14 protein-coding genes are annotated in these 14,502 nt (G+C 60.3%); 4 read left to right on the forward strand and 10 right to left on the reverse strand.

The genetic code is table 11. The features are described from left to right. Positions 1–173: 173 nt before the first annotated feature. Positions 174–845, forward strand: a complete 672-nt coding sequence (gene gph, locus ACR0J1_RS09900) for a phosphoglycolate phosphatase (RefSeq protein WP_480732284.1) — start codon at positions 174–176, stop codon at positions 843–845. A 205-nt stretch (positions 846–1,050) separates the two neighbouring features. Here the strand turns inward: gph and ACR0J1_RS09905 are convergent, their stop codons facing one another. From ACR0J1_RS09905 to ACR0J1_RS09915, 3 genes are all read right to left on the reverse strand, one after another. Continuing rightward, complete coding sequence (locus tag ACR0J1_RS09905) at positions 1,051–2,223, reverse strand: acetate/propionate family kinase (protein ID WP_480732282.1); 1,173 nt, start codon at positions 2,221–2,223, stop codon at positions 1,051–1,053. Further along, complete coding sequence (locus tag ACR0J1_RS09910; protein WP_480732281.1) at positions 2,223–3,608, reverse strand: bifunctional enoyl-CoA hydratase/phosphate acetyltransferase; 1,386 nt, start codon at positions 3,606–3,608, stop codon at positions 2,223–2,225. The genes ACR0J1_RS09905 and ACR0J1_RS09910 overlap by 1 nt, the downstream gene beginning before the upstream one ends. Before the next feature lie 77 nt (positions 3,609–3,685). Then, entirely contained in the window at positions 3,686–4,954 is a 1,269-nt protein-coding gene (locus ACR0J1_RS09915) for a cytochrome-c peroxidase (protein WP_480732279.1), read from the reverse strand. A gap of 15 nt (positions 4,955–4,969) precedes the next feature. Here ACR0J1_RS09915 and ACR0J1_RS09920 point away from each other — a divergent pair, with 15 nt between their 5' ends. Beyond that, positions 4,970–5,440, forward strand: a complete 471-nt coding sequence (locus tag ACR0J1_RS09920; RefSeq protein WP_480732278.1) for a tetratricopeptide repeat protein — start codon at positions 4,970–4,972, stop codon at positions 5,438–5,440. A 30-nt stretch (positions 5,441–5,470) separates the two neighbouring features. Here the strand turns inward: ACR0J1_RS09920 and ACR0J1_RS09925 are convergent, their stop codons facing one another. The 6 genes from ACR0J1_RS09925 to ACR0J1_RS09950 are packed head-to-tail and all read right to left on the reverse strand — an operon-like array spanning position 5,471 to position 11,043. Further along, positions 5,471–6,532 carry a TRAP transporter substrate-binding protein gene (locus ACR0J1_RS09925; RefSeq protein ID WP_480732277.1) on the reverse strand — a complete coding sequence of 354 codons (1,062 nt, stop codon included), beginning with the start codon at positions 6,530–6,532 and terminating at the stop codon, positions 5,471–5,473. Positions 6,533–6,552: 20 nt separating this feature from the next. Beyond that, positions 6,553–7,842, reverse strand: a complete 1,290-nt coding sequence (locus ACR0J1_RS09930; RefSeq protein ID WP_480732276.1) for a TRAP transporter large permease — start codon at positions 7,840–7,842, stop codon at positions 6,553–6,555. Then, entirely contained in the window at positions 7,843–8,430 is a 588-nt protein-coding gene (locus ACR0J1_RS09935; RefSeq protein ID WP_480732274.1) for a TRAP transporter small permease, read from the reverse strand. It abuts the gene before it with no gap. Between the two features lie 53 nt (positions 8,431–8,483). After that, complete coding sequence (locus ACR0J1_RS09940; RefSeq protein WP_480732273.1) at positions 8,484–8,999, reverse strand: flavin reductase family protein; 516 nt, start codon at positions 8,997–8,999, stop codon at positions 8,484–8,486. Then, positions 8,999–9,889: an aldo/keto reductase gene (locus ACR0J1_RS09945; protein WP_480732272.1), complete on the reverse strand. Its 891-nt coding sequence runs from the start codon at positions 9,887–9,889 to the stop codon at positions 8,999–9,001. Before ACR0J1_RS09945 ends, ACR0J1_RS09940 begins: the two co-directional genes overlap by 1 nt. Continuing rightward, complete coding sequence (locus tag ACR0J1_RS09950) at positions 9,889–11,043, reverse strand: LLM class flavin-dependent oxidoreductase (RefSeq protein WP_480732270.1); 1,155 nt, start codon at positions 11,041–11,043, stop codon at positions 9,889–9,891. The genes ACR0J1_RS09945 and ACR0J1_RS09950 overlap by 1 nt, the downstream gene beginning before the upstream one ends. 91 nt (positions 11,044–11,134) lie before the next feature. Here ACR0J1_RS09950 and ACR0J1_RS09955 point away from each other — a divergent pair, with 91 nt between their 5' ends. Together ACR0J1_RS09955 and ACR0J1_RS09960 are read left to right on the forward strand one after the other, a co-directional pair. After that, complete coding sequence (locus ACR0J1_RS09955; protein ID WP_480732269.1) at positions 11,135–11,860, forward strand: GntR family transcriptional regulator; 726 nt, start codon at positions 11,135–11,137, stop codon at positions 11,858–11,860. A gap of 12 nt (positions 11,861–11,872) precedes the next feature. Next, complete coding sequence (locus ACR0J1_RS09960) at positions 11,873–12,970, forward strand: Gfo/Idh/MocA family protein (RefSeq protein WP_480732268.1); 1,098 nt, start codon at positions 11,873–11,875, stop codon at positions 12,968–12,970. A 28-nt stretch (positions 12,971–12,998) separates the two neighbouring features. Here ACR0J1_RS09960 and xylB read toward each other — a convergent pair whose 3' ends face one another. Then, positions 12,999–14,435, reverse strand: coding sequence for a xylulokinase (gene xylB / locus ACR0J1_RS09965; RefSeq protein WP_480732266.1), 1,437 nt, complete (start codon positions 14,433–14,435; stop codon positions 12,999–13,001). Between the last annotated feature and the right edge of the window lie 67 nt (positions 14,436–14,502).

Below are 14,502 nucleotides of genomic sequence, written 5' to 3' on the forward strand. Positions count from 1 at the left end.
CGTGGTTCGCTTGATCTGGCTGACCCGGAATCGGGTTGGCTGACTGTTTCTGAGCTTTAATCTGATAAAAATAGTAAGATTTGTCAACCCTCGGTTTTTCGACCCCACCCTGTTGCGCGGATCGCGGCTGCGGCTTAGGCCTTGGACGACATAAAACACAGGTGGATTCGGGAATGGTTGCAGTTGTTGTCTTTGATCTGGACGGAACTTTGGTGGACAGCATTGCCGATATCGCAAATGCGGCGAACCGGATGCTGCAGGGGCAAGAGGTCCCACCCCTGCCCCATGACACCATCCGGCAATTCGTCGGCAACGGCCTGCCCAGACTGGTCGAGCGAGTGATGCACCATTGCGGCATCGACCCGGATCGCCACACGGAACTGGCTCAGATCACATTGGCCCATTACAACGCTGCCGCCTGCGACCAGACCACCGCCTATCCCGGCGTGCCCGAGGCGCTGGATCAACTGCGCGCCATGGGCTGCGCCCTGGGCGTGTGCACCAACAAGCCCGAAGAGCCCGCGCGCCATGTGCTGGACGCGCTGGACCTGTCCCAGCATTTCGACACCGTCTTTGGCGGAGACACCCTGACCACCCGCAAACCCGACCCCGCACATCTGCACGCAAGCTTTAATGCCCTGCCCAATGCAGGCCCGCGAATCTTTGTCGGCGACAGCGAGGTGGATGCGGAAACCGCACAACGGGCGCAGGTGCCGTTTCTGTTATTCACCGAAGGCTATCGCAAATCCCCGGTGGACCAGATGCACCATACACTCAGCTATGGTGACAGTCGGGACCTGCCCGGTCTGGTGCAGCAGATCCTACAGGACACGGCGCGATCCTGATACCCGTAAAAGGGGTTGAGGGGCCGGCCAAGGGGGTAAAGAGCCAGCCCCTCATCGGGGGAAATTTGTGAGAGTGGTATGGGCACACCGGCCCGGTGGTTAACCAATAGTTAACGCACAGCTGCCAGGAGCAAAATTGGGGGTTTCCCGTAGAAGCACGCATTTTTCGTCAAAAACCCAGCAAAATAAGGCCAAAACATGGCAATCAGGCCGACAGTCCGGCCGCGGCCTGAGCAATCACAAGTTCTTCGTTGGTTGGTAGGACCATCACACGCGCAGCGGACGCGTCGGTCGAGATCACGCGCGCGTTGCCTTCATTGGCCTGAGCGTTCAATTCAACCCCGAGCCAGCCCATATTGGCGCAGATTTGCGCGCGCACCAGGGCCGAGTTCTCTCCGATCCCGCCCGTGAACACGATGGCATCCAGCCCCCCCAACACAGCCGCCAGCGCGCCCAACTCGCGACGGGCGCGGAAGGTGAAGTATTCGATGGCGCGGCGAGCCTCGGGTGTGTCCGACTGTTCAAGCGTCCGCATGTCGTTCGACAGTCCCGACAGCCCCAACAAGCCCGACTTGCGATAGAGCAGGTCCGAGATCTCCCCGGGCCCCATGCCTTTCTGCTCCATCAGATATAGCATCACACCCGGATCAAGCTGACCGCAGCGCGTGCCCATGGCCAGCCCGTCCAGCGCCGAAAAGCCCATGGTCGAGCCCACCGACTGGCCGCCGCGCATGGCACACATGGACGCGCCGTTGCCCAGATGGGCGACGATGACGCGCCCCGCATGGACCTCGGGCATGGTCTGGGCCAGATGTCCCGCGATATAGTCATAGCTGAGCCCGTGAAAGCCATAACGCCGGACGCCCATGTCGTAATACTCGGTCGGCAGCGCGAATGTATCATTGACCCACGGGTGATGGCGGTGAAACGCGGTGTCGAAACAGGCGATCTGCGTGGCGTCGGGGAACCGGGCCATCGCGGCGCGCGCGCCCGCCAGATTGTATGGCTGGTGCAGCGGTGCGAAGGGTTCAAGCGTTTCAAGGCTGCGCAGAACCTCGCGAGTGATGACGACAGGGCGGTCGTTATCCGGCCCGCCATGTACGATCCGGTGTCCGACCGCGGTAATCCGGGCCGCCGGGAACCGGGCTTGCAGCAGGCCCAGAACCCGATCCAGCGCGCTGTCGTGATCCTGTATCGTGTCCGATATCTCATCGGACAATTTGCCGCCATCCGCGCCGCGCAGGCTGACCGAGGCCCCGATGCTGCCGATCCGGTCGACCATGCCGGTGCAGACCGGGTTGGGCTCGGGTCCCTCAAGGGCAAACAGACCGAATTTCAACGAGGAAGACCCGGCATTCAGCGTAACGATATGATCCATCAGACCTTTCCAGACAGGCGCGCCGCATGCAGCGCGGCCACGGCGCAAGAGGCGAGCCGCGCCTTGTCATCATCTGCCCGGCTGTTCAGGATGATCGGCACCCGCGCCCCCAGCACCACCCCGGCACCTTCGGCATGGGCAATATAGGTCAGCTGTTTGGCCAGCATATTGCCAGCGTCCAGATTGGGTACGACCAGAATATCGGCCCGCCCCGCAACTTCGGAGACAATCCCCTTGGTCCGCGCCGCCGCCAGACTGACAGCGTTGTCCATGGCCAGAGGGCCATCGACCAAACCGCCCTTGATCTGACCGCGCTCGGCCATCTTCGACAACAGTGCCGCGTCGATAGACGAGCGGATCGCCGGGTTCACCGTTTCAACCGCTGACAGCACACCGACCTTGGGCGCACCAATCCCGATCGAGATCGCCAGATCGATGGCGTTCTGGGTGATGTCGATCTTGGTTTCCAGATTTGGCTCGATATTGATGGCTGCATCCGTGACCAGCAGCGGATGGGGCTGGCCCGGCACATCCATGACGAACACGTGGGTAAAGCGCCGCCCGACCTTCAGGCCGCGATCCCGCCGCAGGGCTGCGCGCAGCAGGTCATCGGTGTGCAGGTGACCTTTCATCAGCGCCTCGGCATGGCCTTCGACAACCAGATCGACGGCTTTATTGGCAGCGTCAAAATGGCCCTCAACCGGAATGATCTCGGCATCCCCAAGCAAAAGACCAGCCTCTTGCGCCGTTGCGGCAATCTTGTCCGGGTCGCCGATCAGGATCGGACGGATGATGGTTTCGCGCGCCGCCAGCAGCGCCCCGCCCAACGAGTTGGGGTCTTCCGGCGCAACAACTGCCGTGGGGATAGGCGGCAGGGGCCGCGAGCGGGCGAGCAGCGCGTCGAAATGCCGGTGGCGCTGTACCACAAGGCCGGGAACCTCGATCTCGTGGAACGACAGCTCTTTTTCCGGCGCGATCACCACCGCCGTGCCGGACACGATCAGCGCATCATCGGCGGGTCGGGTCACCTGGGTTTCCAGCAACACTTCGCGATTCTCGCGTTTTTCGATCACCGTAACCCGCGCCATCAACTCCTCGCCGGCATGGGCACGATCACAGAAATCAAAGCTCTGCGATCTATAAAGCGTCCCCGCACCGGGCAGGATGTTCCCCAGCACCGCCGAGATCAGCGCGCCGACGAACATCGCGGGTGCGATCGCCTCGTTCACGCTGTCGCCATCGCCGTCCTCAGTGGACAGGTGCAGGGGATTGTGATTGCCCGAATTCGATGCGAAGGCAAAGAAATCATCCTCGGTACAAATCCGTGTCAGCTCGGCCGTGTCGCCAATCTGAAGCTGATCATAGGTTTTGTTGTGATACTGCATGGGACCTCTCGGCGGCTGCTTTGGGCCGAGCATTATGGGATTTGTGATGAATATCCAATGCCGCTAGCGGGACTTTTCTAAGGTTTGAAGTCCTCGGGCACACCAAAGAGGGGTGTGTCGAGGGTTGTGCCTGTCAGCGCACCCATGAAGGCCACGAGGTCCGCGATCTGGGCGTCGGTCAGGGTCAGCGGCACGATATCGATCTTGGAACGCTGACGGGCCATCTCGAACCGATCCTGCCAAACGATGAAATCCACCTTTGCCAACCACGGAACGTCAGGTAACTCGGCCATAGCGGGCGTCCACCCGGCAAGGCTTTCGGATGGGTTCAGGTGGTGGCGAATGATGCTTTCGAGGTCGGGAAAGGCACCGTTGTGGCCGTAAGGTGCCGTCTCGGTCACATTGCGCAGCATCGGGGTGCGAAAGCGATAGGCGTCCTCAAGCCGGTTGCTCTCGCCCATGCGGCCCACATCGCGGGCATAAGGGTCCCACTGACGGGTCTTGCCGGGGCCAAAAGGCGGCAAGCCCAGCGCGTGGAATTTTTGATCCGATAACAACGGGCCGGTATGGCAGTTTGCGCATCCTGCCTCTCCGAAGAACAGCATCATGCCGTCTTTCTGTTGCGGTGTCAGGGCCGTGTGATCGCCGGCAAGATATTGGTCGAACGGGCTATCGGTGCTGCGCCATTCCAACGCCATGAACGCGGCCAGAGCGTTGGCAATCTGGGTGATCGTGATGTCCTCGGTCGTGTCGATGTCATCGAACGCCTTGACGATGGCGGGACCATAGCGCGGATCGGTACGCACCCGTTTGGCAAGGATCGGCCAGCCCTTGTCGATCCGGTCATGCACCGCGCCGGTCACCTGATTTTCGGCCACATTCCCGGCCATTTCGAACTGCGAAGTCAGCGGGAACAGCGCCTGCGCCGCCAGCAGCGAGTTCAGACCTTCGGGCAGCCATTCCTGTGCGGGGGAATTGAAGCCATTGCCGTAGACGTCCGAAAGGCTCAGGCGGCCATCATGGAAAAGGGTGTGAAGGTCCTTGGCCCCAAGGTTCCAAAGCCCCGGCGAGTTGCGCGGGATACGTTTGCGGATCATGTCCGCCCCAATACCCGGCGTGCGGTCCGGCCCCAACCCCTGCCCGCCTTCTCCGATGCCCAAAGACAGCCCATCCGAAGTGCCAAAATCCGGGTGGTGGCAATGGGCGCAGGTGATATTTTGGTTGCCCGACAGGATCGGGTCGTAAAACAGTTGATGACCGATGGCGGCCTGTTCCATATCAAAGGGAATGAAATCGTCATCGGTCAGCGGACGCGGCAGGTCCTGCGCTACCGCAGTCCCGGCCAATAGGAAAACAGCCCCATGCGCCAGCTTATATTTGCCCTTTGCCTGCTTGCCACCCCAGCGCTGGCCGAGTTGGAAGAGGCGCGTGATCTGATGGAGGCAGGAGAGTTTGAGGCCGCGCGCGAGGAGCTTCTGCCAGCGGCGCGGTCCGGCAATGCTGAGGCCGAAGAACTGATCGGCGTGATGTACGGGCTGGGTCTTGGGGTTGAGCAGGATTACGAACGAGCGTTCGAATGGTACCTGCGTGCCTCGCTTAAGGGGCACCCGGGGGCGCAATCCGGGATCGGCTGGTACTACGAGTTGGGGCTGGGGATGCCCGCGCCCGATCTCGTACGGGCCTATATGTGGTATACGCTCAGCGCGATTGGCGGCGATCCCGACGCGGCGATCAGCCTTGAGGAAGTGGTCAAGAAAATGTCGCCGGAGCAGATCGAAAGGGCGCATATTCTGGTCAACGATTACAAAGGGTGGATGTATCCGTTTCGGTGAGGGCCGGGCGCGACGCCCGGCCCCAGTTGCTTAATTCAGATCCGCATCACGCGAGGCATTTACATCTGCCTCGGCCGCTGCGACGGCCTCTGTCAGTGCCATGAATACTTCGTCCCCACGGCCAACATTGGTCTGGAACCACTCGTAAACCGGGGTTGCCGCCTCTTTGAAGGCCGCTTTCTGCTCGGGTGTGGGCACATAGAGGTCACCGCCACCGGCGACGAAATCCTCATAAGCCTGGATCGACTTGCGCTTGGGCGAAGCAAAAGTGGCCTGCTGCAACGCATAGAACCCGTCGACCACGACGCGGCGCATCTCCTCAGGCATCTCCTGGAACTTGGCGTTGTTCATCCACCATAGCGCGCCCATATAGGCGTGACCGTCCAGCGTGACATATTGCAGACCTGCGTCGGGGAATTTCATGCCCATGATGTCAGTAATGCCGTTTTTTGAACCCTCGACAACACCGGTCTGGAAGCTGGTGAACAGTTCTGGCCACGGGATCGGAGTGGGCGACGCGCCCAGTGCCTTGACCAGTTCCTGCGGCAGGTCGGCGACCACGGTGCGGATTTTCAGACCTTCCATATCTGCAGGCTCGGCCACCCGACGCTGCGTGTTGGCAAAGTTGCGCCAGCCGCCGGTGTTCCCGATGGTCATCAGACGGATCGCGCCGCCGGAATCCTCCAGCGCCATGTCACGGACCTTGCGGGTGAAATCGCCCGACAGGACATGCTCGGCAATCCGGTCGTCTGCCATCAGGTAAGGCAAGTCCAGAACCTGCACGTAAGGAAAGATGCCCGAGGCCCCGCCCGAGGTGGAGATATAGATGTCGATTGTGCCATCCGCCACGCCCTGCAGGCATTCGGCCCCGTTCGAGCACAGCTGAGTGCCGATGAACAATTCGACCTCAATCGCGCCGTTCGATGCGGCCTCGACATAGTTCTTGAAGACGATCAGGCCGTCATAATCCTCATCGTTTTCATTCGAGTTGGCGGTTGCGCGCAATGTGTAATCGGCGGCCGTCGCGGCAATCGCGGACGCGGCCACCAGCGATGTCGCCACCGCTGCGGTTTTGATGAAGTCTCTGAGCATGCGTTTCCTCCCTGTGATACTCAGTTGGCAAATCCCGTTATCCTCGGGATCGTCATGGATAGTGCGGGGATGTAGGTGATCAAAAAGATCACAATGATTTCGACCGCCAGAAACGGCAGGATCGCCTTGGCGATGGTTTCAACCCGTTCCCGCGACACGGCAGCGGCCACGAACAGCACCAGCCCCATAGGCGGCGTGGCCAGACCGACGGTTAGGTTGACGCTCATGATAATGGCAAAATGGATCGGGTCCACGCCGAGGCTGGTGAAGATGGGGCCAAGGATCGGACCAAGGATGATGATCGCCGGGCCCGCGTCCAGAAACATGCCCACGATGAACAGCAGCAGGTTGATCAGGAACAGCAGGATCAGCGGGTTCTCGGACAGGCTGAGGATCAGCGAGGCCAGTTGTTCGGGCGCATGGCTCAGGCTGACCACGGTCTTGAACGCCATCGCCGCCCCAACCAAAAGCAAGACGACAGCCGAGGTCATGCCCGCATTGCTGAGAATCTCGGGCACCTCTTTCAGGGTCAGCGTCCGCAGGACAAAGAACCCGATGATGAAAGCATATCCCACGGCCACCGCAGCGGCCTCGGTTGGGGTGAAGATACCGCCCAAAATGCCGCCCAGAATGATCACTGGCGTCATCAGCGGGAAGAACGCCTTGAGGCTGGCCTGACGGCGCTCGCCCCAGGTGTATTTGCGGCTGGCGACCGGAAAATCGTACTTGTCGGCCATGAATTTGATCATCAGCATCAGCCCGACGCCCACCATCACGCCAGGTACGATGCCCGCAAGGAACAGGGCCGCGACGCTTTCACCCATCACATAGGCATAGATGATCATGATGCCCGAGGGCGGAATGATCGGCCCGATCACCGAACTGGCCGCCGTGATCGCAGCGGCGAATTTGCGGGAATAGCCCTGCTTTTCCATCGCCGGGATCAGCATCGAGCCCAGCGCCGAGGTATCCGCCACGGCGGACCCCGAAAGCCCGGCGAACAGGATGGAACTCAGCACGTTCACATGCGCAAGGCCGCCCCGCAGGTGGCCCATCAGGGCCTGGCTGAACTCGACAAGGCGAATGGTGATTCCGCCCCGGTTCATCAACTCGCCTGCCAGCATGAAGAACGGGATTGCCATCAGCGGAAAGCTGTCCATGCCGTTATAGACATTGCGATAGAGCAGCGTGATGTCGTTGGTCTGACCGCTGAGCCACAGCAGAATGCCGGGAGCCGCCAGCAGCGCGAAAAACACCGGCAGGCCGATCAGCAGGAATATCAGGAATGTGGGCAGGAACCAGATCAGCATCTATTCAGCCCCCATCGCCGCATCCGGTATGATGGGCAGCAGGTGCCCTCCGCCCATCAGGGTGACGACCGACCGCAGGATCAGTTCGATGTTTACCGAGATCAGCAGGATGATCCCCACCAACAGCGACGCCATCATCCAACTGCGCGGAATGCGATACCATTCATCAAACCCGAAAGAGGTCGGCAGATACAGCGCGGCGGTTGCGAACCGACCGCCAAAGCCCGTGACCTCGGACCAGCCGATATTGACCGCGACCAGCAGTACGCTCAGCGAGATCAGAAGCAGGACCAGATAAAGCGCCTGTCCGACAATGCGTGGCAGCAGACGTTGCAGCATGTCGATAGCCACGAACCCGCCGCGCCGGAAGGCGGTTGGGGCCATCAGGCCGGTCATCCACAACATGCAGAACCGGGCGGCCTCGTCCGGCCAGGGCAGCGCGTTGTCCAGAACATAGCGAAAGAACACCTGAATCAGGATCGCGACCACCATGACCGCAATCGCAACGACACCAACCGCACGGCCCAGTCGCAGCGCGGTTTCGTTCACAAATGCAATCGGCGCAAGCACCGATGCCAGTCCGCCCATGCGGATCCTCCCTTGTTCAGCCGCAGGTTTTTCCTGCGATCATAATAGCGCGCTTAAGACTGCGCGAATTGGCCGAGTTTTCCGGCGTAAAAGGTCAGTGCGTCTCCATCCGCCATGCTGGCCTTCAGAACTTTGCCCACCACGATCACATGATCGCCTGCATCGTGATAGGCGTGCTGCTCGCATTCGAACCGCGCAAGGCTGCCGGTCAGCAAAGGTGTGCCGTTTTCACAGCGGTCATGTTCGATGTCCCGCAACGCGTGGGCGTCTTTTGAACAGCCAAAGCACAGTTCGGCCTGTTCGGCAGACAGGACATGCACGCTGAAATGGCGCGCTGCGTGGAAATAGCGGAACCGGCGCGAGTTGCGATCGCCCGCCCACATCACCAGCGGCGGGTCCAGCGACAGGGATGAAAAGCTGTTGGCGGTTATGCAGATCGGTCCATCTTCGCTGTCGCAGGTGACCACCGTGACACCTGTTGCGAACCGGCCAAACGCGTCACGCAGGGTGCGCGTGTCGTCTTTATGCGGCACAAAAGTATGGGTCATGTCACGTGAGATTGCATTCATCATAGCACCTCATGTCCCAGCGCCGCCTCATACAGGCGGAACCAGCTTTCACGATCCAGTTTGACCTTGAACGCGTCCGAGGCGCGCTTGATCCGGCCCAGATTGTTTGTCCCCAGAACCGGCAGGATATGCGTCGGGTGCGCGAGCAGGAAAGCCACCGCGACTGCGGCACGGTCGACACCGAACTCTGCGGCAATCTCATCGGCGACCGCCCCCACCGGAGGGTTCCCGGCCATCAGCAACCCTCCTCCCAGAGGTGACCACGCCATCAAGGGGTGCCCATGCTGCTGATGAAAGGCCAGATCACCATTGGTGAAGGGGCTGATTTCGCTCAGAGAAATCTCGATCTGGTTGGTGACCAGTTGCGTTTTCATAGCCGATTGTAGCAGCGACCAGTCCCACGGGCGAAAGTTCGACACGCCCACCGCACCAACCTTGCCGCTGGCCACGACCTCATCCAGCGCCGCACCGGTTTCATGATGATCCATGAACGGATCGGGGCGGTGGATCAGCAGCAGGTCGATATGGTCAATTGCCATCTCGGTCAGCGAGGTCTCGACCGATTTAAGGATATGCGCGCGTGAGGTGTCGTAGTATTTGACCTTGGCATGCGAGTAGCGCCCACAAGGGGCAACGATATCGCATTTGGTGACGATCTCCATCTTCTGGCGCAACGCAGGATTTTCGCGCAGGGCCGCACCCAACACGGCCTCGGCATTGTAGTCGCCGTAGATATCAGCCTGATCGAAGGTGGTGATGCCCTGATCCAGACAGGCCTGTATCTTGGCCTCGACATGCGCTGCCGAGGTATCGTCGTCATCGCCCAGCCGCCACATGCCATAGACAAGGCGGCTCATGTTCAGCGTGTCGGATAGTTTCACACGTTGCATTAGCGACGAACTCCGTTGCCCAGCGGGGTCGCCGGGGTGGTTGCAGGCACGCGCCCATAGGCTTCGGGCAGCGAGCAGGTTTTCAGGTTGGGCATCACGCGGGCACCAAAATGCTTGGCCTCATCCATGTGCGGATATCCCGAGAAGATGAAGGCGCGAATACCCATCTTCTGATATTCCTCGATCTTGGACATGACCTGATCGGTGGACCCGACCAGCGCGGCACCACAGCCCGACCGCGCGCGGCCAACGCCGGTCCACAGACCCGGTTCGACATAGCCATATTCATCCGCCAGATCGCGGTTCTTGGCCTGATGCGCCACCCCCAGCGAGGTCGCATCCAGCGCCCGTTCCCGGATCGCGCGGCCATATTCATCATCCAGTTTCGAGACGATATAGTCCGCGTATTCCTGCGCCTCGGCCTCGGTATCGCGGACGATCATGTGAACGCGCAGGCCGTAGTCCAGAGTCCGGTTGTAGTTCTCGGCTACGGCATGAACCGCCTTCATCCGTTCAGCCAGTTGGTCCTTCGTTTCGGGCCACATCAGGTAGACATCGCAATGTTCGCCGCACAGGTCCAAAGCAGATGGGGAATAGCCCCCGAAATAAAGCAGAGGGCCACCGATCTGGTAAGGCCGCGCCGGGTCGGTGGTCAGACCCGAGAAGTTATAGACCTCACCCGCATGATTGATCTCATCCTGCGTCCAAGCCTGTTTCAGGATCTCCACCACTTCGCGCGAGCGTTGGTAACGGTACGCACTATCGGCTTTCTCACCGGGGAAGTCGGACGAGATGATGTTTACCGTCAACCGCCCCTTCAGCATGTGATCCAGCGTCGCGATGGTGCGGGCCAGCATGATGGGCTGCATCTCGCCACAGCGCACGGCGGCCAGCAGATTGATCTTGTCGGTGATCGGCGCGCAACCGGCGACAAAGCTCAGCGTGTCCTGACCGACCTGATAAGACGAAGGACACAGGATGTTGCGAAACCCTTGCGCCTCGGCCTCTTTCACGATGCCGGAACAGTGATCCCAACTGGACCGCAGATCGCCATCGGGCACACCAAGGAACTGATAATCGTCCGAGCAAAGCGCGGAAAACCACGAGACCTCGGCCGCATCCAGATCGGGGGATGTGATGGGGACGATGGTCATTTGATTCGCGCTCCGTACATCTTTTACTTTTCTCTTGCGTAGCAACCACATTGATGTAGATCAATAGTGTATCAATTTTTCCTGCGACCGAATGAAGCGCGCGACAGTGACCCCAAACAGCCGCAATCCCAACGCCCTGCCGATCTATGTGCAGATATCCGAGCTGCTGATCCGTGATATCGCGGCGGGTCGATTGATCGATGGCGAGCGTCTGCCGCCTGAACGGGACATGGCCGCCAGCCTGAACGTCTCGGTCGGGACCTTGCGAAAATCGCTGGCTGAGCTTGAGAAAAAAGGCATGTTGGAGCGTATTCAGGGCTCGGGCAATTACATCCGTGAGACCGGAACGCAGAACAGCGTCTATGCGATGTTCCGGCTGGAGCTGCCCGAGGGTGGTGGCTTGCCGCGCGCCGATATTCTGTCGGTCGATCATCTGGAGAAGCCATTCGACCTGCCCGATTTCGGCCAATCGAAGCGGGGATCGCGGGTGCGGCGGATGCGCTATCTGAATGACACAATCATCGCGGTCGAGGAAATCTGGCTGGACGAATCAGCCGGAACCATCGACCAAAGCCTGCTGTCGGACTCGCTCTATCGCTACTACCAGCAACAGCTCGGCTTCTGGATTACGCGGGCCGAAGATCGCGTTTCGGTCGGTGCCTTACCCGACTGGACGCCGGAAGGCTTCACCAAACCCGCAGGACAAACCGCAGGGTATATCGAACGGTTCAGCTGGTCCGAGAGGGCCGAACCTGTCGAGTTTTCAAAAACATGGTTCGATCCCGATCGGGCCACCTATGTCCAACGCCTGAAGTAAAAGGAACTGCGCATGACCCGGACCATCCATTACGGGCTGATCGGATGCGGCATGATGGGGCAGGAACATCTGCACAATATCGCGTTGCTCGAAGGCACGCGCGTCGCCGCAATTCTCGAACCCGACCCGGAGATGGCGAAAAAGGCGCAGGCTATCGCGCCCGAGGCAAAGATGGTCGCATCTATCCAAGACATGCTAGCGGTCGATGATCTCGATTGTCTCGTGATTGCCAGCCCCAATCACCTGCATGTCGAGCAGCTGGTCGAGATCGCACAGACCCGCCCTCTGCCATTGTTGGTGGAGAAGCCGCTTTTCACCGACCCCGCCGATCTGGACCGGCTTGAGGAGTTGGAGCGCACCTACCCGCACCCGATCTGGGTGGCGATGGAGTATCGCTATATGCCACCCATCGCGGCGCTGATTGATGAGGCGCAGGCGACTGGTGGCATCAAGATGCTGTCGATCCGGGAACACCGCTTTCCGTTCCTTGAGAAAGTAGGGAACTGGAACCGGTTCAACCGCAACACCGGCGGAACCTTTGTCGAAAAATGCTGCCATTTCTTCGACCTCATGCGCCTGATCCTGCAATCAGACCCGGTACGCGTCTCGGCTAGCGGCGGGCAATCGGTGAACCACCTGGATGAGACCTATGCGGGCGAGACCCCGGACATTCTGGACAACGGCTATGTCATCGTCGATTTTGCCTCGGGCGCGAGGGCAATGCTCGAGCTATGCATGTTCGCCGAAGGATCACGTTATCAGGAAGAGATCTGCGCCATCGGCCCCGCCGCCAAACTCGAGGCCCTGATCCCCGGACCGGGCCGTTTCTGGCCAGAGCACCTGGGCGAGGCTCCAGTACCTCAACTGATCGTCAGCCCGCGCGATCCCAAGGGCCCGGTCGTGCGCGATATCCCGGTCGACCCCGAATTGCTGGCGGCTGGGGATCACAACGGATCGACATATTACCAGCACAAGGGCTTTCTGGAACTGATCCGCGGCGAACGCACGGCCCCCGCCGTATCACTGCGCGACGGTATCTGGGCGGTACGCATCGGGTTGGCTGCCCATCAGGCCGCAGAACAGGGCCGAGCGATCGATCTTGCGGGCTGAGGTGCTCGGGGGGGCCGTTTGGCGGTCGCTAGCTGACCCCTCTGACCGCCGCATAGAGTTGACGAAACCGCGTCAACCGCTCGAAAAGCGGCGTCATTTCGACGGGGTCAAACCTGTCTGATGTCATCGGTTGAAACGCAAGGTCGGCCCTGGTGAGGGCACCTTCACCCAAAGCGGCCAACCGCGCCGCGCCATAGGCTGGGCCGGAATTCGCCCCGCCCGAGCGCACTATTGGCTTATCAATCACCGTTGCGATCAGCTTTAGCAGCAGGTCTGACTGACTGCCCCCTCCGATGGCGGCAAGTTCCGGCAACCCATCGGTAGTATCACCGAAACTCAGCGCTGCATCCGCAAAGCAAAATGCGATGGCCTCGACCACCGAACGACAGATGTCTGCACGGGTCGTGGAATCCTCAAGACCAAAGAAACCGGCGCGGATATGCGGATCACCATGCGGGCTGCGTTCACCTGTCAGATAGGGAAGAAAGATCGGCACACGATCACCGCTAACCGTTTCGGCAAGGGCTACGACTTCGGCAGCGGAAAGTCCCAATTGGCCGCCGATCCACGAAATGGGCCTGGCACCGTTCAACATCGCCGCCATCTGATACCAGCGGTCGGGCACGGTATGTGCAAACGCATGAACATACCGTTCCGGATTGGGCCTGTATTCACGATCCGCCACGAACAACTGGCCAGAGGTTCCCAATGAGATAAACCCACGCCCCGGTTCGGTCGCGCCCAATGACACCGCGCCGGTTGCGGCATCCCCTCCTCCGGCCACGACCGGCACGCCGGGCCTTAAGCCTGTCTCGACCGCGGCTTTCGCTGTCACAGCCCCGACGACCTCGTGACCGCCGAAGATCTGCGGCAGCCAATTGAGGTCTGCATCCGTGGCATCAACGATTCCGTCATGCCAGTTGCGCGAGACCTGATCGAACCAGAGCGTCCCGGCGGCATCGGACGTATCAGTTGCCAACTCGCCGTGCAGGCACAAACCGATGTAGTCTTTGGGCATTAGAATATGGGCAATTCTGGAATAGTCCGCCGGGTCATGCTTTTTGAGCCATGTAATCTTGGGTGCCGTAAACCCCGGCAGAGGAAGGACCCCCGCAATCTGTCCGATCTGCGGCTGGGCCATGTGCAGCTCGTCACACTCACGTGTAGCCCTGCTGTCATTCCAAAGGATCGCCGGTCGGATTGGGCGCAGATCACGATCCAGCAGCACAGCGCCATGCATTTGACCGGACAACCCTACCGCCTTCACCTCTGACAGCGTGATGTGCCCTGCGATCTGTCCGAGTGCCTTGCATGTCGCCTGCCACCAAAGATCGGGGTGCTGCTCGGACCAGCCGGGTTGTGGCGAGGTCGTATTGATCTCGACCGAAGATGTGGCAAGAATTCGATCCGTATCCGCGCAAACAAGCTTGACCGCTGACGTTCCGATATCAATCCCGAGATACATTCAAACCCCTTGCCCGCACAAACGCGTCGAATTCGACTGGTCATTGATATTTATCGCGCGCAAAGAA

Source organism: Ruegeria sp. CJ3 (assembly GCF_056536725.1).